Genomic DNA, 20461 nt, shown 5'->3' with positions numbered 1-20461 from the left:
ACGCCACACGAAGGCCCCCTGCCGGAACGTCCCGGCAGGGGGCCTTCGGTGTACGGGGCCTGCGGTGTACGGAGTTTCGGGCGTGCGGGGCGCCGTGGGCGTGCGGGGGGCCCGGGGCGGCTTCACACCACCTGGTGCAGCCAGCGGACCGGGGCGCCCTCGCCCGCGTAACGGAAGGGCTCCAGCTCGTCGTCCCAGGGCTTGCCGAGGAGCTTGGAGATCTCGGCCTCCAGGACCGTCTCGCCCTGGGCGGCGCGGGCCAGGGCGGCGCGCAGCCGGTCCTCGGGGATCAGGATGTCGCCGTGGATGCCGGTGACCGCGTGGAAGATGCCGAGCTCGGGGGTGGCGCTGTAGCGCTCGCCCTCGGCGGTGGCGCAGGGCTCGGCCGTGACCTCGAAGCGCAGCAGCTGCCAGCCGCGCAGCGCGGAGGCGAGCTTGGAGGCGGTGCCGGTCTCGCCCTGCCAGGAGAACTCGGCTCTCCAGGTGCCCGGGGACGCGGGCTGCCGGATCCAGTCGAGCTGGACCCGCGCACCGAGGACGCCCGCGACCGCCCATTCGACGTGCGGGCAGAGCGCGCGCGGTGCGGAGTGAACGTACAGGACTCCACGTGTCGTCACCGGGACCTCCAGTGTGGGACGAGGTTCGCCTTTTCCCAGCGGCCTCAGTAAACAACATCACGAAGAAGCGGCGTCGCAAACCCCCAAAAAGGGGACAGCATGTGACGTGATGTAATTTACCGGAGCCGATCGGCAGGGCGCGTCTCTGGTTCGACGGGGGAAAAGCTACCGTGCCGCGCCCGGGTCGGGGTGACGTACGGTCGGTCGGGGGCGGGTGGACACGAAGCTTTCACTCGCGAGGACGTCGAGGAGGGGCCCAGGGATGCGCGGGCGACGCCGTTTCCGCACCACCGCCGCGGCGGTCGCGCTGTGCTGCGCGGCGGCGCTCGCCGGCTGCACGGGGGCGGACGGCCCGGAGGCCGGGCGTCCGGCTGCACGGCCCGCGCCGCGGCCGACGCCGGTGTGGGACGTCTCCCCCGGCTCGCTCGCCGCGGTCGGCGACTCCATCACCCGGGCCTTCGACGCCTGTACGGTCCTGGCGGACTGCCCCGAGGTGTCCTGGGCGACCGGCACGGACGCCGGGGTCAACAGCCTGGCGCTGCGGCTGCTCGGCCCCGCCGGGGTGGCCGGCCGGAGCTGGAACCTGGCGCGCACCGGGGCCCGGATGGCGGAGCTGCCGGAACAGATGACCGCGGCGGCGGCCCGGCGGCCCGAGCTGGTCACGGTGATGATGGGCGCGAACGACGCCTGCCGGGCCACCCCGGCCGAGATGACCCCGGTCGCCGCGTTCCGCGCCTCCTTCGAGGCGGCGCTGGCCCGGCTGCGGGCGGGCGCCCCGAAGGCGCAGGTGTACGTGTCGAGCCTGCCCGACCTGCGGCGACTGTGGGAGACCGGGCGGGTGAGCCCGATGGCCGGCCGGGTGTGGCAGCTGGGCGTGTGCGGGGCGATGCTCAGGGACCCGGCGGACGTGAGCCCGGCGGCCGAGCGGCGGCGCACGGCGGTGCGGGACCGGGTGGTGGCGTACAACGAGGTCCTCGCGGAGGTCTGCGCGAAGGACGCGCGCTGCCGGTACGACGGCGGGGCGGTCTTCGGTTTCCGTTTCGGCGGTGCGCAGTTGAGCCCCTGGGACTTCTTCCATCCGAGCAGGGACGGGCAGGCGCGGCTCGCGGAGCTGGCGTACCGGGGGATCACCCGAGAGGAGTGAGGGCCCCGGGGCGGCGTCAGGTTCCGCCCCGGGGCCGGTCCTAAGGCGTCCCGTCGGGGATGCCCGTACGGGTCAGAGCTCCAGGTCGACGGTGAGGCGGGGCTCCGTGAGGGAGTGCGCGGCGACCACCCGGTAGGCGCCGGTGACCGGGGTCCAGGCGCGCCGTTCCTCGTCCCAGATCTCGAAGGCGCGGCGGGGCAGCGCGATCACGGTCTCGACGGTCTCGCCGGGCGCGGCCTCGACGCTCGCGAAGCCGGCCAGCCAGCGGGCCGGGCGCTCGACGGTGTCCCGGACGGGGGCCAGGTAGATCTGGACGACCTCGCGGCCGGTGCGCGTCCCGGTGTTGGTGATCCGGACGGTGGCGGTCTCCGGGGTGACGGCGAGGGAGTCGTAGGTCCAGGTGGTGTAGCCGAGTCCGTGGCCGAAGGGGTACGCGGGGGCGGTGCCGGCCCGGTCCCAGGCGCGGTAGCCGATGAACAGGCCCTCGGCGTAGTCGAGCCGGCCGGCGACCGGGGTGACCTCGGTGACCGGGGCGTCGGCGAGGACGGCGGGCCAGGTGGTGGGCAGCCGGCCGCCGGGCTCCTCGGCGCCGGTGAGGACGTCGGCGAGGGCGGCGCCGCCCTCCTGGCCGGGGAACCAGCTCAGGAGGACCGCGGCGACCTCCTCGCGCCAGGGCAGCTCGACCGGGGAGCCGGCGTTGACGACGACCACGGTGTTCGGGTTGGCGGCGGCGACGGCGCGGACCAGGTCGTCCTGCCGGCCGGGCAGGGCGAGGTCCTTGCGGTCGAAGCCCTCGGACTCGACGCGCTCGGTGGTGGCGACGACCACGACGGCGGTGTCGGCGGCGCGGGCGGCGGCGACGGCTTCGGCGATCAGTTCGTCGGGGTCACGGCGCGGACCGAGGTGGACGAAGGAGAACATGACGGCCGGCAGCGGGGCGGCGAACTCCTTGTCCAGGGTGTGCCGGAGCGAGACCCGGACGGTCTCGCCGGCCGTGAGGGCGACCGTGCCGCGCTCCACGGGCGAGCCGAAGAAGGCCTCGAAGGGGTCGGTCTCGGGGCCCATGGTCTGCACGCCGTCGAAGAGGACGTGGCCGTCGACGGTGAGGGTGTAGGCGCCGAGGCCGCGGGTGCCGAAGGCGTGCTCGCCGCTCTCGCGCGGGGTGAAGGTGCCGGTGACCTCGACGGAGGCGAGGTTCTCGTGGGTGACGCCGGCGGGGAGGTCGTCGCCGATCCACTGGACCTGGCCGTTCGGCAGGCTGCCCTCGCCGATGACCGCGCCGGAGGCGTCGCGGCACACCGCGCGCAGGGTGAACCCCTGGTCCGCGGGGGCGAGTTCGTCGCTGGGGTCGGCGCCGACGGTGAAGGTCAGGGCACCCTCGGGCAGGGCGGCGGCGAGTCCGTCGAGCGGGGAGACGACGTGTTCGGGGAAGACCTGCGCGGAGCCGCCGCCGAGGACCCGGGCGTCGCGGGCGGCGGCGCCGGAGAGGGCGACGGTGGTGCCGGGGGCGAGCGGCAGGGCCCCGTTCTCGTTCCGTACGAGCACGAAGCCGCGGCGGGCGATCTCGCGGGCGAGGGCGTCGCCGTCGATCGGGGCGGGCGGCTCGGTGACGACGGCGGGGGCGCCGTCGAGGGCGCCGACACGGGCGGCGAGCCGGAGCACGTGGCGGACGGCGGTGTCGACGGCGGACTCGGCGACCTCGCCGGAGCGGACGGCGGCGGCGAGCGCCTCGCCGTAGACCGTGTGCGGGCCGGGCATGGCGACGTCGAGTCCGCCCTCGATGTCGCCGGTGGTGGAGCGGGCGGCCATCCAGTCGGAGACGTTGACGCCGTCGAAGCCCCACTCGCCGCGCAGCACCTCGTTCACCAGGTACCGGTGCTCGGTCATCGTGGTGCCGTTGACCTGGTTGTAGGCGGTCATGATGCCCCAGGGGTGGGCGTTGGCGACGATGGCCTCGAAGGGCGCGAGGTAGAGCTCGCGCAGGGGGCGCGGCGCGATCCGGTTGTCGACGGTGAAGCGGTCGGTCTCGGCGTCGTTGCCGACGAAGTGCTTGACGGTGGTGCCGACGCCGCCGTCCTGGACGCCCCGCACGTAGCCGGTGCCGATGGCGCCGGTGAGGTACGGGTCCTCGCTGTAGGCCTCGAAGTGGCGGCCGCCGAGCGGGGTGCGGTGCAGGTTGACGGTGGGGGCGAGGAGGACGTGGACGCCCTTGCGCCGGGCCTCCTGGGCGAGCAGCCGGCCGGCGCGGCGGGCGAGTTCCGGGTCCCAGGTGGCGGCGAGGGCGGTCGGGGACGGCAGGGCGACGGACGGGTCGTCGGCGGTCCAGCGGACGCCGCGCACGCCGATCGGGCCGTCGGACATGACCAGGGAGGCCAGGCCGATCTCGGGCAGGGCGGGCAGCGACCACATGTCCTGCCCGGCGAGCAGCCGGGTCTTGGCGTCCAGGTCCAGCTTGGCCAGGGCCGCCTCGACGGCCTCCTCGCGCACCGCGTCCGTGTCTGCCACGGCCGCACCTCCTCGTGATGGGCGTTGTGCGGCCATGGTGACGCGCCTACCTGTAGATCGGTAGGTTACGTTAGCATTTCGTTATCATGGGGATGGCGTACGGTCCTCGGGACGAGGACCCGCGGCAGGACCCACGAAGGGGGACGGCGATGGCACGGACCAGGAGCGAGGAGCGGAAGGCGGAGATCGTCCGCGCCGCCCTGGAGGTGATCGCCGAGCGCGGTTACCGGGGCGCCTCCCTCGGCGCGGTCGCCGAGCGGGTCGGGCTCACCCAGCAGGGCCTGCTGCACTACTTCCCCACCAAGGAGGCGCTGCTCGTCGCCGTCCTGGAGGAGCGCGACCGCTGGGACACCAGCGGCGGCCGGGACCGGGAGCGCTGGCGGCTCGACCTGCTGGAGTCGCTGGTGGAGTACAACGCGATGCGCCCGGGGATCGTGCAGACCTTCTCGGCGCTGCTCGGCGAGAGCGTCACCGAGGAGCATCCGGCCCGGGACTTCTTCACCGAGCGCTACACCCAGGTGCGCGCGAGCATGGCGGAGGTGCTGCGCGCCGAGTTCGGCGACGAGCTGCCCGGCGGGCTCACCCCGGAGCGGGCGGCCCCGCTGCTCACGGCGGTGATGGACGGCCTGCAGTTCCAGTGGCTGCTCGACCCGGACGCGGTGGACATGCCGGCCGCCTTCCGGGACTTCGTCCGGCTGCTGCGGCCCGAGGGCCGGTCCGGCGGTTCATGACCCGGGCGCGCCGACGCGCGTCCGGTGGCGTGGTGCGGGCGCGGGGCCGACGGGATTTGAACCCGCGCGACTCTCCCGCCAGGTCCGGCGACGAGTCCCTCGCCCCGGGCTTCGGGGACCTCCTCCGCCCGGGACCGCAATCGCCCATGCTCTGCCACGGCCCCGCGCCCTGCGGAGCCGCGCGCGGCCCCGCTGCGGGGAGCCTAACTCCGGCCGCGGCGGGGCCACATGTGGTTTTTCCGGCGGGCGCCCCCGCAGCGGCGCCCGGCGTCACCTCGCGATCGCGGCCAGGTCCTCCCCCGCGAGCGCCGGGTCCCGGGTGAGGGCCTGGTGGACCGCCTCCAGGACCGGGAGCTTGGCCTCGGTGGCGGCGGTCGCCAGGGCCACGTCCTTGGCGGCGAGGGCCACCGGGAAGTGGACGCCGGTCGCGGTGGCGCGGCCGAGGGCGCCGGCGAGCGGGCCCGCGCCGAGGGTGCGCAGGGCCAGGTCGCGGGGCAGCCCGAGGGCGTCGCTGAGGGTGAGGGCCTCGCCGATCAGGGCGACGCCGCCGATGGCGGCGTTGATGAGGACCAGCTTGAGGGCGGCGCCGGCGCCGGGGGCGCCGCAAGGGGTGACGGTGCCGAGCCGTGCGAGGACGCCGGCGACGGGGGCGGTGTCGCCGCCCGCGAAGATGAGGAGCTCGCCGGTGGCGGCCCGGTCGATGCTGCCCATCACGGGGGCGTCGATCAGGGTGACGCCCTCGGGGAGCCGCTCGGCGAGCTCGCGCACCGCGTCGGGGCCGACGGTCGAGGTGTCGATCCAGTGGGTGCCGGGGCGCAGCGCCGGGAGCACGGCGTCGGCGACGGCGCGCAGGGCGGCCGGGTCGGCCAGCATGGTGAGGACGACGTCGGCGCCGGCGACCGCCTCGGCGGGGTCCGCCGCGAGCACGGCGCCGTCGGCGACGAGGGCGTCGGCCTTGCCGGGGGTGCGGTTCCACACGGTGAGGGGGTGTCCGGCGTCGAGGAGCCGGCGTGCCATGGGCAGGCCCATGCTGCCGAGGCCGAGGAAGGCGATCCTCGGGGTGCCCGGGGTGCTCGGGGCGGCGGTCTCGTGGGCGGTCTCGTTCCGCGTGCTGTCCGTGGTGTCCATGCCCTCGACGCTAGGCAGCCGCACGCCATGTCACAAGCGAATGTCTAGCATGGCTGCCATGCCCACTCCGCATGCCTCGCAGAGTCTGTACGAGGTCTTCCTCGCCGTCGCCCGCGCGGGCTCCTTCACCGCCGCCGCCCGCGCCCTCGGCTACACCCAGTCCGCCGTCTCCCGGCAGATCCAGGCCCTGGAGGAGGAGACCGGCGCGGTGCTGTTCGAGCGCCTGCCGCGCGGGGTGCGGCTGAGCGAGTCGGGCCGGGTGCTGCTGCCGCACGCGGAGGCGGTACGGGACCGGCTCGCCCTGGCCCGCGCCGAACTGGCGGCGCTGCGCACCCTGGACGGCGGGCTGCTGCGGCTCGGCGCCTTCGCCAGCGCGGGCGCGGCGCTGGTGCCGCGCGCCCAGGCGGCCTTCCGGGCCCGGCACCCGGGGGTGGTGGTGACCAGGGTCGAGGGCCCGTCGGTGAAGCACCTGCGGCTGGTCGCGGGCGGCGAGGAGGACCTCGCGGTGGTCAGTCCGGCGGCGAACGGGACCGCCCCGGAAGGGGTGACGCTCCATCACCTCCTGGACGAGCCCATGCTGGTGGCCCTGGAGCGCGGGCACCCGTACGCGGGGCGGCGGGACGTGCGGCTCGCGGAGCTGGCCGAGGAGGAGTGGGTGGTCGCCAACGAGCGCCTGGAGGACACCCTGTTCCGGCCCGCCGTGGCCGCCGGGTTCCGGCCGCGCACGGGGCTGCTCGCGCTCGACTGGATCGCCAAGCTGGGCGCGGTGGCGGAGGGGCTCGGCGTCACCCTCGTACCGGCGCTGGCGGCGGCGTCGGTGCGGCCCGACGTGGCGCTGGTGACGATCCACCCGGACGACGTGCCGTACCGCCGGATCTGCGCGGCGACCCCGCCGGTGCCGACGGTGGCGGCCACCGCCTTCCTGGCGCTGCTCCAGGAGACGGCCCGGACCCTGCTGGACGACGCGCCCGTCCGGGGCGGCGGGGCGTCCGGCATGATGCGGACATGATCGTCGCTGCCACCCAGTTCGCCCCGGTCGCCGGGGACGTCGCCGCCAATGTCGAGACGATGGCCGCCCTGGTGCGCGCCGCCGGGGCCGAGGGGGCCCGGGTCGTGGTCTTCGCCGAGCTCTCCCTCACCGGCTACGAGCCGAGCCTGATCCGGGACGCCCCGGAGCTGGTGCTCGCCGAGGACGACCCGCGCCTGGAGCCCCTGCGGGAGGCCTGCCGGGCGGTGTCGGCGGCGGCCGTGGTCAACGGCCCGGTGGCCGGGCCCGGTTCGCGGCCCGGCATCACCTCGCTGGTGATCGGCCCGGACGGCGCGCTCCTCGCCCGCTACGACAAGCGGCATCTGTACGGGGTGGAGGCCGAGGTGTTCGCACCGGGCGCCGTGGACGGGCGGTTCGCGCTCGACGGGGTCCGCTTCGCGCTCGCCACCTGCTACGACAACCGCTTCCCCGAACTGGCCGAGCGGGCCGCCGCCGACGGCTGCGCGGTCTATCTGGCGAGCTCGGTGCTGGGCGCCGACAACGACTCGTTCACGGCCGTCTACCCGGTACGGGCCCGGGACTTCGGGCTGTACGTGGTGCTCGGCAACGTCCTCGGGGCCAACGAGGACGGCGAGGGCGCCGGCCGGGCCGGCGCCTGGGGTCCGGACGGCGAGCGGCTCGCGGACGCGGGCCCGGACGCGCCGGGCTTCGTGCTCGCCGAGGTCGGCTGAGCCCGGTCCGTGCCCCACGCGCGAGGGCCGGACCGCCGTGGGACATCGGCGGTCCGGCCCTCCGGGGAAGCCGTCACGGAACCCCCTGCCCGTGACGGCGCTGCCCCGTCCCCGTGACGGGGCGCTCGGTGGTTCCCCCTACGGGGTGCTCAGGCCCAGCGTGTAGGCGCCGGAGCCGCTGTAGGCGTGCACGACGTAGCGGTAGTAGCCCGCGGTGCCGTAGTAGGAGGTGTCCTCGTCGGCGCCCGCGGTGCCGCCGACGGCCACGTCGACCCAGCCCGAGCCGTTCCACTTCTGCAGGTAGAGGTCGAAGTCGGTGCCGGCCGGGCCGCGCAGGCAGCCCACGTGGGTGCCGGCGGTCGCCGCGTAGTAGTAGGAGCCGTCCGGCTGGGCCTCGGCCTGACCGGAGGAGAGGGTGCCCTGGTAGGTGTACTCGGTGTTGTCGCAGCCGGTGGGCGGCGGGGTGTCGGTGCCGACCGTCAGCTGGTAGGTGACGGTGTGGGTGGCCGAGCCGGTGCCGGTGACGGTGATCGGGTAGGTGCCGTTGGCGGTGCCGGCGGCCACCTGGACGGTCATCGTCGAGGAGCTGCCGGAGGTCACCGAGGAGGGGCTGAAGGAGACCTTGATGTCGCTCGGCGCGCCGCTGGCGGAGAGCTGCACGGTCTGCGCGCTGCCGCCGGTGGTGGTCGTGTTCACCGTGGCGGTGGTCGAGCCGCCCGCCTGGACGGTGCCGGACGCCGGGTTCAGGGACAGGGAGAAGTCGGGGGTGGTGGTGCCGCCGCAGTCGGTCTCGCCGGACTGGGCGGGAACGCCGATCGCGTTCCAGGCCGCCTTCACCGCGTTGCACTCGGCGCTGCCGTAGGTGTTCTTGGCGCTGGCCAGGGTCGCCTTGCGGGCGGCGAGGTGGTTCCAGGAGGAGGTCTTCATCAGCAGCGCGCCCATGAAGATCTTGCCGGCCTTCTGCACGCCGATGCCGGTCACGGAGGACGGGCCGCCGGAACAGATGGGGCTGGCGGGCTTGCCGCCGCCGGGGTTGGAGCCCTCGGCGAGCAGGTAGAACCAGTGGTTCTGCGGGCCGGCCGCGGCGTGCACCTCGGTGCCGGAGTTCAGCTGCGGGTAGCAGTTGGGGTCGCCGGCGAGGGACGGGTTGTACATGTAGCGGATCGGCTTGTTGTCGCCGAGGAAGTTCAGCTTCTCGCCGACGGTGTAGTCGGGGGTGTCGTTGGGGTTGTTCGCGAAGTGCTCGGTGAGCGCCCCGAAGATGTCGCCCGTCGACTCGTTCATGCCGCCGTTCTCGTTGGACGAGCCGGAGCTGCCGGGGGTCTTGTCGAAGATCTCGTGCCCGTACTCGTGGGCGACCACGTCGATGCCGGTGAGCTGGTTGGTGCCGTTCTGGTTGCGCCCGTACGTCGTCTTCGTGCCGTCGTAGTAGGCGTTGACCTCGCTCAGGCCGGCCCGGGCCGGGACCATGCCGCCCTGGCCGTTGATGCCGTTGTAGCCGAACCACTGCTTGAGCATGTCGGACTCGCGCTGGGCGGCGTACATGATGTCGACGCAGGCGGTGACCAGGTCGTTGGCGCCGCCGTTGCCCCAGGGCGAGGAGCCGGTGTAGGCGCTGCCGTTCTGGCCGCCGCAGCGGAACGGGGAGCGGGTGGCGTCGGTCATCGAGGTGGTGGCGGTGTCGATGGTGACGTTGCCGTTGTGGTAGCCGCGGCCGTCGGCGTGCAGCACCTTGTCGGTGGCCTGCGCGACCTTGCCGGTGCGGGCGTCGACGTAGGTGTCGAGGGAGCTGGGCCGGCCGGCGGCGGTGCGGCCGACCACCAGGGTGTGCCAGGTGAGGACCGGCTTGTTCCCCTTGAGCAGCACGGTGAGTTCGGGGGCGCTCGCGCTCTCGACGCCGGCCAGCTGGGCCCGGGCGGTGGCGAGGGCGGCGACGGAGCCGACCGTGGCCCGGGTGGAGAGGCGCAGGGCGGGGGCGGGCGCGGCGGCGACCTCGCGGACCTTGCCGGCGCTGTCGGTGACGACGACGGCGTCGCCGCCGCCGGCCACCGGGAGGCCCTTGTAGGTGCGCTGGTAGGCGGCGTAGTAGAGACCGCCGGCCCACGGGGTGACGGCGGTCCTGACGAGTTCCTCGTCGGTGCCGTGGCGCAGCCCGTCGAGTCCGCTGTCGGCGGCCTTGTCGGCGGCGGCGAGGGCGAGGGCCTTGCCCTGACCGGGCGGCGCGGGCTCGGCGGGCCGCGGGTTCGCCGCGGCGGTGGCGGTGCCCGCGAGGGTGCCCGCGAGGCTCGCCGTCAGGGCGAGCGCCGCGAGGGCCGCCGGGAGTCTGGTGGGGTGCACGTCTGCTCCGTTCGGGTGGGGGGAGACGGTGGTGGGACGCGCCGAGTATGGGTGTGGACATGGCAAGAAGGGGACATCCCACCCGCCATAAGACCCGCGTTATGCCACCGACCCGCCCGAACCCCGGCGTCCGCCCGGCCCGGGTGCTTACCCTGCTGAAATGCAGCTGGAGTTGAGGCATCTCGAAGCCGTCTGCCGGATAGCGGAAGCGGGCAGTCTGGGGCGGGCGGCGGTCCGTCTCGGGGTGTCCCAGCCCGCCCTGTCCGCCCAGCTCCGGCGGATCGAACGGGCCGCCGGCGGCGAGCTGTTCACCCGCGGCCGGCAGGGCGTCGTGCCCACGCCGCTGGGCGAGTTCGTGCTGTCCAAGGCGCGCCGGGTGCTCGGCGAGATGGACGCGCTCGCGGCCGGCGCCCGGGCCGCCGCGCCGCACCCGACGCTGCGCCTCGGCTGCATCCTGCTCGTCCTCGTGGACCGGCTGATCGGACGCCTCGAACAGGAGCTGGCCGGACCGGAGATCGCGGTCAGCATCGAGCACTCGGTGACCACGCTGAGCCGGATGCTGGGGGCGGGGCAGTACGACGCGATCGTGTACGGGGAGGTGGCCGACCACGAGGTGCCGCTGCCCGACGGGATCGCGGCCCGCACCCTGATCCCGAAGGAGCCGTTCTGCGTGCGCCTCTCTGCGGCGCACCCGCTGGCCGGGCGGGACCGGATCGAGCTCGCGGAGCTGGCCGGCGAGACCTGGATGACGCTGGTCGAGGACGACGACGGCGGGCCGGAGGCGCTGGTGGCCGCCTGCCGGCGGGCCGGGTTCACGCCGACGCTGCGCTACCGGATCGCCGACCGCAAGATGCACTACGACCTGATCGCGGCCGGCCGGGCGATCTCGATGAGCCAGCCGACGGCGCCGCCAGCGGCCGGCACGGTGCTCCGGCCGCTGGCCGGCGACCCGATCACCGGCCGCATCCGGCTGGCCTGGAACCGGGCCGCGGTCTCCGAGCCTCGCGCGGCAGGTCTCTACCGGGCGGCGGCCCTGGCCTATCTGGACAACGTGCCGCACAACGCCTTCCACCGCGCCTGGTGGGAGGCCCGCCCGGAACTGCACCCGGTGCTCGACTGAACGGCCCGGGACACGGCCCCGGGCTCAGCCGAGCCGCGGGTCGGCGCCCGCCGGGCGCGGGGCCGGCGCGGCGCCGCGGCCGCTGTCGTCCGTGTCGTCGTCGGTGTCGGCCTCGGTGTCCGTCGGGTCGGCGGGGGTCTCGCCGTTGAGCTCCCGGGCCATCAGGGTGGCGCCCGCGACGGCGCCCGGCATCAGGAGCACGGCGACGAAGGGGACCAGGAAGGCGAGGGTGAGCGGCACGCCGAAGCCGAGGGCGGCGGCCCGGCGGCCGCGCAGCATCCCGAGCCGTTCCTTGAACTCGACGCCCCGGCGCTGGAGCGCGACGGCGGTGAGCTCCTCGGTGAGGAAGAAGCCGGAGACGCAGAAGCCGATGGCGGGCACGACGGTCTGGCCGGCCACCGGGATGAAGCCGGCGGCGAAGAGCAGGATCCCGTAGAGGGCGACCCTGAGCACGACCCGCAGGCTGTCCCGGGCGGAGATCCACAGCTCGCGCCAGAGCGGCAGTCCGGACTCGGGGGCCTCGCCGCCCTCGCTCCGGTCGACGGCCTCGGAGAGCGACTCGTAGAAGGGCTGGCCGATGAGGAGGGTCACGGCGGTGAAGGTGATCACGGCCAGGAACAGGCCGAGCGCGAAGACCAGGAAGGTCAGCGCCGAACGGAGCAGGCCCTGCCAGGGGGAGCCCCAGTCGTCGGCGAAGGGCGTCGCCCAGGCGGTCAGGTCGTCCGCCCCGTAGCCGAGCCCGACCAGCGCCCCCGCGTACAGGACGAGGGTCACGAGCCCGGGCAGCAGCCCGAAGCCGAACCAGCGCCCATGAGTGCCGACCCACTTCTGGCCCCGCAGCAGATAACCGAAGCCCACCCCGAAATCACGCATGCCGATCACCCTAGTGGGGGGACGGTCCTGAGCGGCACGAGGGAGGGCCGCACCCTGGTCGGTCAGGGTGCGGCCCTCGTCCTCAGTCTGCCGCCGGACGGATCAGACGGCGAGCTCGACCGTGATGTTGCCGCGGGTCGCCTTGGAGTACGGGCAGACCTGGTGGGCCTTCTCGATGAGGCTCTTGGCGGTCTCGGCGTCCACGTTCGGGATGGTCGCCGAGATCTTCACGATGATGCCGAAGCCGTCGTCGTTCTTGCCGATGCCGACCTCGGCGGTGACCGTCGAGCCGGCGATGTCCGCGTTCTCGTTGCGGGCGACGACGCCCAGGGCGCCCTGGAAGCAGGCGCTGTAGCCGGCCGCGAACAGCTGCTCCGGGTTGGTGCCCTCGCCGGAGCCGCCCATGGCCTTGGGCGGGTTCACGACGACGTCGAGCCGGCCGTCGTCGGTGGCCACCCGGCCGTCGCGCCCGTTCTCGGCGGTGGCGACGGCGGTGTACAGGACGTCGGACTGGGTGATCGACATGCTGGTGTCTTCCTTCTTCGGTTCGCCGCGACTCGCGCCCACGATCGCGACGGCTGAGGGAAGACTAACGGGTCAGCGAAACGATCATCTTTCCGGTGTTGTCGCCGCGGAGCATGCCGAGGAAGGCGTCCACGCCGTTCTCGATGCCCTCGACGAAGGTCTCGCCGTACTTCAGCTCACCGGAGCGCAGCCAGCCGCCGACCTCCTCGACGAACTGCTGCTGCATCCCGTAGTGGTCGCCGACCAGGACGCCCTGGAGGCGCAGCCGCTTGCCGATGATCATGGCCATGTTGCGCGGGCCGTGCACCGGCTCCGTGTCGTTGTACTGCGCGATCATGCCGCAGATGGTGGCGCGGCCGTGCACGTTGAGCGAGGAGATCGCGGCCTCCAGGTGGTCGCCGCCCACGTTGTCGAAGTACACGTCGATGCCGTCCGGGGCGGCCGCGCGCAGCTGGTCCTTCACCGGGCCGTTCTTGTAGTTGAAGGCGGCGTCGAAGCCGAGCTCCTCGACCAGCCACTTCACCTTCTCGTCGGAGCCGGCCGAGCCGATGACCCGGGACGCGCCCCTGAGCCGGGCCATCTGGCCGACCTGGCTGCCGACGGCACCGGCCGCGCCGGAGACGAAGACGGCGTCGCCCTCCTTGAAGGAGGCGACCTCGAAGAGGCCCGCGTAGGCGGTGAGGCCGGTCATGCCGAGCACGCCGAGGTAGGCGGAGAGCGGGGCGAGCTCCGGGTCGACCTTGGTGGCGTGCTGGGCGGGCACGTCCGCGTACTCCCGCCAGCCGAGGCCGTGCAGCACGTGGTCGCCCTCGGCGAAGCCCTCGGCGTTGGAGGCGACGACCACGCCGACCGCGCCGCCGTCCATGGGGCGGTCCAGCTGGAAGGGCGGTATGTAGGACTTCACGTCGTTCATCCGGCCGCGCATGTACGGGTCGACCGAGAAGTGCAGGTTGCGCACGAGGACGCGGCCCTCGGCGGGCGCGGCGACCGGCGTCTCGCGGAGCGCGAAGTCCTCGGGCACGGGCCAGCCGTGCGGACGGGCGACGAGGTGCCACTCACGGCTGGACGCGGGGAGTACGGACATCGGCTGGGCCTCCTGGGAAGGCGCTCCCGGACGGGAGCCCCTGGGAAAGTTTCACTACCTGAAACAACCATGCTCCTGCATATTTCATGTTGTCAAGTATCGGAGTACGATGGTTCCCATGCCCACACCCCGCACGCCCCGCACCGACCCCCTGACCCGCGAGGTCGTGGAACTCATCGGCACGGTCGTGACCCGCTACCACGAGGAGTACGAGGAGGCCGCCGCCGCGCACGCGCTCACCGGCGCGCAGGCCCGGGTCCTCGGGCTGCTCGCCCTGGAGCCCACGCCCATGCGGAAGATCGCCGAGCAGCTGAAGTGCGAGCCGTCGAACGTGACGGGGATCATCGACCGGCTGGAGTCCCGCGGCCTGGTCGAGCGCCGTCCCGACCCCGCCGACCGGCGCGTGAAGGTCGCGGCCCCCACCGAGCAGGGCCGGGAGACCGCCCGCCGCCTCCGCGACGCCCTGCGCTTCGCCCGCGAGCCGCTCGGCGGGCTCACCGAGACCGAGCGCACCCTCCTGCGCGACCTGCTGAAGCGCATGCTGGGCGAGACGGCCTGAGGAAGCCGGGCCGCAAGAGCTACGCGCTCACCTAGGCCGTTTCTTTCGGATCAGGCCGGATCAGCGAGCGGCGTCCGGTGCATGGGGTCTCCCCAGGCCCGTCAGGGCCGAGGGGAGGGATCGCAAGGCGGAGGAGGGAAGCGATGCGGTGGGGGTACCTCCCGGGCGAAGCCCAGGGGGCCATCGGTGACCGACGACAACGCGGCGAGGCGCGGTGCCGGACGTCGAGAGCCCGGCAAGATCCGGAAGAGACTGCCTAGACGCACCACCACAGGAACCAGCGGCAGGTCGGCGCCGGGCTCGGGGCGGTCGTGGGGGCCGGGGCGCTGGACGAGGGGCCGGGGGCCGAGCCGCTCGCCGAGGGCGAGCCGCTGCCGCCGGGCGTGGTGGACGGCTGCCCCGGAGCCGGGGACGTGGCCCCCGACGAGGGGCTGGGGCCGTCGCCCGTGCCGTCGCCGGTGCCGGGCCCCTCGCCCGGCCCCGCACCCGTACCGGAGCCCGCACCCGTCCCCGTACCCGTACCCGTCTCGCTGCTGTGTCCGCTGCCGCCCGTGCCGTCGGGGCGGCCGGAGCCGCGGGCCGGGCGGGGGGTGGTGGAGGGGCGGGCGGAGCCGGACTCGACCGGGCCGGGTCCGTCGGGGATCCCGGCGCTCTCGGAGGGCGTCGGCTGCTCGGGGTCGAGGGTCTCCTCGACGACGTCCTCCTGCTCCACGGCGGTCGCCGGGCCGCCGCCCTCGGGCTGCTCCAGGGCCAGCCTGGCCATGCTCAGCGAACCGGCCGCGAGCACCAGGCCGAGGGTGCCGAGCAGCACCGTGCGCCCGCGCCGGGTACGGGCGCGACGCCCGCCGGACCGGCCACCGGCCCGGCCGCCCGCCCCGCCGGCCTCCCTGGCGCGGCGGCGCGCGGCGGCGCGCCCCTCGGCCGGGCGGGGCCGCTCGACCGGATCCAGTTCGTAGGCGAACTCCGGCGCGACGGACGACGGCACGTCCTCGGCCGGTTCCCCGGCCGGTTCCGCGGGCGGCTGGTAGGACGTGACGGGCGGGGCAGGTGCGGGAGGTGTGGGGGGAGCGAGGTACCGCAGCTCCTCGGCGGGGGTCCCGCAGCCCGCGCAGGCCAGGGCGCCGTTGAGATGCCGTCGGCACTGGTGGCAGTAGTCCATGGCGCCCGCAGGCTATGCGGCATGAGTGCCCGGCAGATAGCCGTGCGCGTGAGGATCCTGTGAGGAAACCGCAGGTCGGCGGCGCGTCGTCGTGATTCTCCCCCTTCGGGCAGGATGGGCGCATGACCCCCGCCGCTCACCATTCCGCCCCCTTCGGGCCGCGTGAGTTCCAGCTCGTACTGCTGCGCCGGATGGGCGACCACCAGCCGGCCCTGGTCGACGACGCGCTGCGGGAGCTCGGGGCCACCCACACCGAGATGCGCGAGGCGAACAAGCGCTGGCAGGCCCGGGCCCACGCGCGCGGCGGCCCCGGCGAGTTCGAGCGCTACCGGCTCGCCCTCGGCGCGCCGGAGGCCCGCCACCCGGTGCGCGGTGACAGCGAGGCGTGGATCTGGCCGGTGCCGCTCTGGCCGGACCTGCGGTTCACCGTCCTGGTCGGGCCCGGCCGGGCCGTGTGGTCGCGCTCGCTGACCCGCGCGCCCGGCGCCGCCGCGCCCGAGCTGCGCACCACCGAGGACCTGCGGCCCTGGCGGTGCACCGTGGACGAGGTCTGGCGCGCCTTCCGCGACGTCGAGCCCCGGGAGGGCGTCGCACCCACCCTGGCCCGGCTGGACTTCACCCTGCCCGACGGCGCCCGGGCCGCCGCCGAGTTCGCCTGGGGCCTGCTCCAGCGCCTCGTCCCGCCGCTCCCCGGCCGCGGATCCCTGCCCCACGCCTGACGCTCCGTCAGCGGTTTTCGCGCCCCCGGGCGGCTCAGCTCAGCGCGCGCCGGGCGCGGGGCGGCAGGACGATGCCAACAGGACCGCGCTCCGCGCGTCCGCCTCGCCCGTGCCAGCACCGCACTCCGGAGGACCGCCGTGACCGTCAGCCTTGAGCAGCTGCGCCGCTGCCATGTCGCCGTCGACCTGGGCGCCGCCCGCACCAGGGTCTTCGTCAAGGGCGCCGGCCTCGTCGTCGACGAGCCGTCCGTCGCCGCCGTCAACACCCGCACCGGCGCGCTGATCGCCGTCGGCGCGCTCGCCGAGAAGATGACCGGCCGCACCCCCGACTACATCCGGGTGGTCAGACCCGTCTCCGGCGGCACCGTCGTCGACATCGAGATGGCGCAGCGGATGCTCCGTCACCTCCTCGGCGACAAGCTCCGCCGCCAGCTGCGCCGCAAGCCACGGCTGCGCGCCGCCGCCTGCACCCCGCACGACAGCGACCCGCTCGCCCAGCGCGCCGCCGTGGAGACCCTGGTCGGCCTGGGCGCCCGCCGGGTGGAGCTGGTCGACACCCTGATCGCCGCGGCCGTGGGCTGCGGGCTCCCGGTGGAGCAGCCCACCGCCACCATGATCCTGGTGTGCGGGGCGGCCACCACGCAGGTCGCGGTGCTCTCGCTCGGCGCGATCGTGACCGCCGAGCGGATGCCGGTCGGCGGCGACGCCATCGACCACGCGGTCATCCAGCACCTGCGCCACCAGCACGAACTGATGCTGCCGAGCCAGTCCGTGCGCCCGTTGCAGGTGGCGCTGCACGGCAACGGCCTGACGGTGCAGGGCCCGAGCTTCACCGAGATCCACGGCCGTGACGTGGCCACCGGCCTCGCCCGCTCGGTGACCGTCGACACCGCCGCCGTCCGCGAGGCGATCCAGACCCCGCTGACCGCCGTCCTCGACGGCATCGGCAAGGTGCTCCGCGACTGCCCGCCGGACCTGGTCGCCGACCTCGCCGACCGGGGCATCATGATGGTCGGCGGCAGCGCCCTGCTGCCGGGCCTCGACCAGATGCTGCGCGAGGCGACCGGCATGCCGGTGCACATCGCCGAACGCCCCGACGTGTGCGCGGTGCTCGGCCTCGGCGCGATGCTGGAGGGCCGCGTCCAGCCCATGGTCCTCGACCCGCTGGCCGAGACCGGATCCGGCACCGAAGCCGACGCCGACCAGCCCTGACGGAGGGCGGCCCGTCGTGTACGGCGTGGACGACAATGAGACCGTGTCGATCATGGACGGAGAGGCCCGCGGGCCGACGGAAGCCCGCGGACCCGGCGCGACCGACCAGCCCGGCGCGACCGACCAGCCCGGCGCGCTCGACGCGTCCGCCGGGCCCGGGCTGCCCATGCTCCTGGAGGCCGTCCTCGGCGTCGGCAGCGACCTCGAACTGCGGGCGACCCTCCAGCACCTCGTGGACACCGCGACCGCGCTGACCGGCGCCCGCCACGGCACGCTCGGGGTCCTCGACCCCGAGCGCGGCCGCGTCACCGAGCGCTTCACCTCCGGCCGTACCCCCGAAGGCCCGGCCCCCGACGGCACGGCCCGCGACGGCCCGGACGACATCGACGGGGAAGGGACGAGCGAGGGCGGGACCAGCGAGGACGGGACCACCGGGGCCTGGACCACCGAGGACGGCACCCGCCTCGACGTCCCCGTCCGCGTGCACACCGAGGTCTTCGGCCGCCTCCGGCTCGCCGACAAGCGGACCGGCCGCTTCACCGAGGAGGACCGGGCCCTGCTCCGGGTCCTCGCCTCCCAGGCGGGCATCGCCATCGGCAACGCCCGCCTCTACGAGACCGCCCGCCGTCGCGAGCGCTGGATCGAGGGCGCCGCCGCCGTCACCACGGCCCTGCTCGCCGGGAAGCCGGCCGAGGACGCCCTGACGACCGTCGCCGAACGGGCCCGGCTGCTCGCCGACGCCTCCGCCGGCGTGGTCCTCCAGCCCACCCCGGAGGGCGGCATGGAGATCGTCGCCGCCTCCACCCCGGACGACCCCGGCGACCTGATCGGCACCACCATCGCGCCCGGCTCCCCCGTCCTGGTCCAGCTGCTCGGCGGCGAACCGGTGTTCGTCGAGGACTCGGCCACCGACCCCCGGATGACCACCCACGTGCGCAGCCGCTTCGGGCCCTCGATGATGCTGCCGCTGCAGAGCGGCGGCCGGCTCATCGGCACCCTCGCGCTGCCCCGGCGGCGCGGCGACCGCCCGTACACGGCCGTCGACCGGTTGCTGGCCTCGCAGTTCGCCTCGCAGGCGGCGCTCGCCCTGGTGCTCGCCGACGCCCAGCACGCCCGGGAGCGGCTCGCGGTCTTCGAGGACCGCGACCGGATCGCCCGCGATCTGCACGACCTCGTCGTCCAGCGCCTGTTCGCCACCGAGATGATGCTGGAGTCGACCCGCCGCCGGGCCGCCGTGCGGGAGGTCGACACCCTGCTCGGCCGGGCGGTCGACGAGCTGGACTCCACCATCCAGGAGGTCCGCACCACCATCTTCGCGCTGCAGCAGCCGCCGGCCGACGCGCCGGCCTCCTTCCGCGGCCGGGTGCTGCGCGAGACCGGCGGGGCGGCGGCCCTGCTCGGCTTCCAGCCGTCCGTGCACTTCTCCGGCGCCGTCGACACCCTGGCCGACGGGGCCGGGGCCGACCGGCTGCTCGCGGCGCTGCGCGGCGCGCTGGCCGCCGCCCACCGGCGCCCGGGCGTCGGGGCCGTGACGGTCGAGGTGAGCGCGGACGCGCACGGGCTCCGGCTGCGGGTCGCGGACGACGGACGGCCGCCGGCCGTGACGACCTGGCCCTGAGCCGCGGGAACGACCTGCTCCCCGACGCCCCGCCCCGGCCACCCCGTTCGGCCCAGTCCCGCGCGCCGCGCGCCTTCCCCCGATCTTGACTGAAGGGGTGGACACCGCAGCGACGCCCCCCGCCGAGAAGATCCCCGCGGCGAAGATCCCCGCGGCCGCCTACCGCAACCTCCTCATGGCCACGGTCGGCTTCACGCTCACCTTCTGGGCCTGGAACCTGATCTCGCCGCTCGGCAGCTGGTACGGGGACCGGCTCTCGCTCAGCTCCTTCCAGCAGTCGCTGCTGGTCGCCGTCCCGGTCCTGGTCGGCTCGCTCGGACGGATCCCGGCGGGCGCGCTCACCGACCGGTACGGCGCCAAGCTGATGTTCCCGCTGGTCTCGGCGCTGACCGTGGTGCCCGTGCTGCTGCTGGTCCTGGTGAAGGACTCGTACGGCCTGATGCTGGCCGTGGCCTTCCTGCTCGGGCTCGGCGGCACCACGTTCGCCATCGGCGTGCCCCTGGTCAACTCCTGGTTCCCGCCGGTCAAGCGGGGCTTCGCGCTGGGCGTCTTCGGCATGGGCATGGGCGGTGTGGCGCTGTCCGGGTACTTCACCCCGCGGATCGCGAAGCACGGCGAGAACCTGCCGTTCGTCGTGGTCGCGATCGCCCTCGCCGGGTACGCCGTGCTCGCCGCCCTGCTGATCTCGGACCGCCCCGACCGGCCCGTCCCGGCCGCCTCCCTCGGCCGGCGGCTCGGGCAGGCCGGGCGGCTGCGGGTCACCTGGGAGCTGTCGGCGCTGTACGCGATCGGCTTCGGCGGCATCGTCGCCTTCGGCGTCTACCTGCCCACGTACCTGAAGACGTGGTACGCGCTCGACCCGACCGACGCGGGCACCAAGGCCGCCGGATTCGCCCTGGTCACCGTCGTGTTCCGGCCGTTCGGCGGCTGGCTCTCGGACCGGCTCCACCCGGCCCTGGTGACCGCCGCCGCGCTGGCCGTCGTCGCGCTCCTCGCCATCGTCCAGGCCTTCGACCCGCCGCTCGACCCGGGCGGCACCGTCGCCCTGCTCATCATGGCGGCCGGCCTCGGAACCGCGTCCGGCTCGGTCTTCGCCCTGGTCTCCCAGGTCACCCCGCAGGCCCAGGTCGGCAGCGTCACCGGCATCGTCGGCGCGATGGGCGGCCTCGGCGGCTTCGTGCCCCCGCTGGTGATGGGCGCGATCTACAGCGCCAAGGGCTCGTACTCGATCGGCTTCATGCTGCTGTCCGACCTGGCGCTCGCCGGCTGCGTGTACGCGTACGGCCGGATGCGCACCCTCAGGGCGGACGAGGGCGGCGACGGGAACGGCAGGGACGGCGGGGCCGGCGACGCGGGGCCGGCCGACGTGAGCAAGGTCGCAGCGCGCCGGACCTGACGCCTGGGCAGAATT

18 protein-coding genes are annotated in these 20461 nt (G+C 74.7%); 10 read left to right on the top strand and 8 right to left on the bottom strand.

Annotation, left to right across the window (positions count from 1 at the left end; translation table 11 throughout):
- Window positions 1-122 precede the first annotated feature (122 nt).
- Window positions 123-617, bottom strand: a complete 495-nt coding sequence (locus ACIGW2_RS29630) for a DUF3145 domain-containing protein (RefSeq protein WP_361587799.1) — start codon at window positions 615-617, stop codon at window positions 123-125.
- Between the two features lie 262 nt (window positions 618-879).
- Between ACIGW2_RS29630 and ACIGW2_RS29625 the strand changes: the two genes are divergently transcribed.
- The gene (locus ACIGW2_RS29625; protein ID WP_399847020.1) at window positions 880-1761 is read left to right on the top strand and encodes an SGNH/GDSL hydrolase family protein; all 882 of its coding nucleotides are present in this window, start codon (window positions 880-882) and stop codon (window positions 1759-1761) included.
- A gap of 72 nt (window positions 1762-1833) precedes the next feature.
- Here ACIGW2_RS29625 and ACIGW2_RS29620 read toward each other — a convergent pair whose 3' ends face one another.
- Window positions 1834-4302 carry a glycoside hydrolase family 3 protein gene (locus tag ACIGW2_RS29620; protein ID WP_399847018.1) on the bottom strand — a complete coding sequence of 823 codons (2469 nt, stop codon included), beginning with the start codon at window positions 4300-4302 and terminating at the stop codon, window positions 1834-1836.
- A gap of 113 nt (window positions 4303-4415) precedes the next feature.
- On the opposite strand from ACIGW2_RS29620, the gene ACIGW2_RS29615 reads away from it, so the two are divergent.
- Window positions 4416-4997 (top strand): TetR/AcrR family transcriptional regulator, encoded by a 582-nt coding sequence (locus ACIGW2_RS29615; RefSeq protein ID WP_391654301.1) that lies wholly within the window; start codon window positions 4416-4418, stop codon window positions 4995-4997.
- Window positions 4998-5267: 270 nt separating this feature from the next.
- Here ACIGW2_RS29615 and ACIGW2_RS29610 read toward each other — a convergent pair whose 3' ends face one another.
- Entirely contained in the window at window positions 5268-6125 is an 858-nt protein-coding gene (locus ACIGW2_RS29610) for an NAD(P)-dependent oxidoreductase (protein WP_391654300.1), read from the bottom strand.
- Window positions 6126-6183: 58 nt separating this feature from the next.
- Between ACIGW2_RS29610 and ACIGW2_RS29605 the strand changes: the two genes are divergently transcribed.
- Entirely contained in the window at window positions 6184-7134 is a 951-nt protein-coding gene (locus ACIGW2_RS29605) for a LysR family transcriptional regulator (RefSeq protein WP_361587808.1), read from the top strand.
- Window positions 7131-7844: a carbon-nitrogen hydrolase family protein gene (locus ACIGW2_RS29600; protein ID WP_399847015.1), complete on the top strand. Its 714-nt coding sequence runs from the start codon at window positions 7131-7133 to the stop codon at window positions 7842-7844. Before ACIGW2_RS29605 ends, ACIGW2_RS29600 begins: the two co-directional genes overlap by 4 nt.
- 138 nt (window positions 7845-7982) lie before the next feature.
- On the opposite strand, the gene ACIGW2_RS29595 is transcribed toward ACIGW2_RS29600, so the two are convergent.
- On the bottom strand, window positions 7983-10181 hold the full coding sequence (locus tag ACIGW2_RS29595; protein WP_399847014.1) for a M4 family metallopeptidase: 2199 nt from the start codon (window positions 10179-10181) through the stop codon (window positions 7983-7985).
- 160 nt (window positions 10182-10341) lie between these two features.
- Between ACIGW2_RS29595 and ACIGW2_RS29590 the strand changes: the two genes are divergently transcribed.
- Window positions 10342-11301, top strand: coding sequence for a LysR family transcriptional regulator (locus tag ACIGW2_RS29590; RefSeq protein WP_361587813.1), 960 nt, complete (start codon window positions 10342-10344; stop codon window positions 11299-11301).
- Window positions 11302-11325: 24 nt separating this feature from the next.
- Here ACIGW2_RS29590 and ACIGW2_RS29585 read toward each other — a convergent pair whose 3' ends face one another.
- From ACIGW2_RS29585 to ACIGW2_RS29575, 3 genes are all read right to left on the bottom strand, one after another.
- Window positions 11326-12174 carry an EI24 domain-containing protein gene (locus ACIGW2_RS29585; protein ID WP_399847013.1) on the bottom strand — a complete coding sequence of 283 codons (849 nt, stop codon included), beginning with the start codon at window positions 12172-12174 and terminating at the stop codon, window positions 11326-11328.
- Window positions 12175-12276: 102 nt separating this feature from the next.
- Complete coding sequence (locus ACIGW2_RS29580) at window positions 12277-12699, bottom strand: organic hydroperoxide resistance protein (RefSeq protein ID WP_356063052.1); 423 nt, start codon at window positions 12697-12699, stop codon at window positions 12277-12279.
- Window positions 12700-12763: 64 nt separating this feature from the next.
- Window positions 12764-13783 carry an NADP-dependent oxidoreductase gene (locus tag ACIGW2_RS29575; protein WP_391654296.1) on the bottom strand — a complete coding sequence of 340 codons (1020 nt, stop codon included), beginning with the start codon at window positions 13781-13783 and terminating at the stop codon, window positions 12764-12766.
- Between the two features lie 118 nt (window positions 13784-13901).
- Between ACIGW2_RS29575 and ACIGW2_RS29570 the strand changes: the two genes are divergently transcribed.
- Window positions 13902-14342 carry a MarR family winged helix-turn-helix transcriptional regulator gene (locus tag ACIGW2_RS29570; RefSeq protein ID WP_391654295.1) on the top strand — a complete coding sequence of 147 codons (441 nt, stop codon included), beginning with the start codon at window positions 13902-13904 and terminating at the stop codon, window positions 14340-14342.
- Window positions 14343-14598: 256 nt separating this feature from the next.
- On the opposite strand, the gene ACIGW2_RS29565 is transcribed toward ACIGW2_RS29570, so the two are convergent.
- Window positions 14599-15501 carry a hypothetical protein gene (locus ACIGW2_RS29565; RefSeq protein WP_399847012.1) on the bottom strand — a complete coding sequence of 301 codons (903 nt, stop codon included), beginning with the start codon at window positions 15499-15501 and terminating at the stop codon, window positions 14599-14601.
- 122 nt (window positions 15502-15623) lie between these two features.
- Here ACIGW2_RS29565 and ACIGW2_RS29560 point away from each other — a divergent pair, with 122 nt between their 5' ends.
- The 4 genes from ACIGW2_RS29560 to ACIGW2_RS29545 all read left to right on the top strand — a co-directional run bounded on the left by ACIGW2_RS29560 (window position 15624) and on the right by ACIGW2_RS29545 (window position 20446).
- On the top strand, window positions 15624-16220 hold the full coding sequence (locus tag ACIGW2_RS29560; RefSeq protein ID WP_399847011.1) for a hypothetical protein: 597 nt from the start codon (window positions 15624-15626) through the stop codon (window positions 16218-16220).
- Between the two features lie 138 nt (window positions 16221-16358).
- Window positions 16359-17432, top strand: coding sequence for a rod shape-determining protein (locus tag ACIGW2_RS29555; RefSeq protein ID WP_361587824.1), 1074 nt, complete (start codon window positions 16359-16361; stop codon window positions 17430-17432).
- Window positions 17433-17598: 166 nt separating this feature from the next.
- Complete coding sequence (locus ACIGW2_RS29550) at window positions 17599-19050, top strand: GAF domain-containing protein (RefSeq protein WP_399847172.1); 1452 nt, start codon at window positions 17599-17601, stop codon at window positions 19048-19050.
- A 175-nt stretch (window positions 19051-19225) separates the two neighbouring features.
- Window positions 19226-20446: an MFS transporter gene (locus ACIGW2_RS29545; RefSeq protein WP_399847171.1), complete on the top strand. Its 1221-nt coding sequence runs from the start codon at window positions 19226-19228 to the stop codon at window positions 20444-20446.
- The last annotated feature ends 15 nt before the right edge of the window (window positions 20447-20461 follow it).

Source organism: Streptomyces sp. NPDC053541, from assembly GCF_044544705.1.
Lineage (GTDB): Bacteria > Actinomycetota > Actinomycetes > Streptomycetales > Streptomycetaceae > Streptomyces.
Note: the sequence above shows the minus strand (reverse complement) of the source record. Positions and strands in the feature narration are given on the sequence as shown.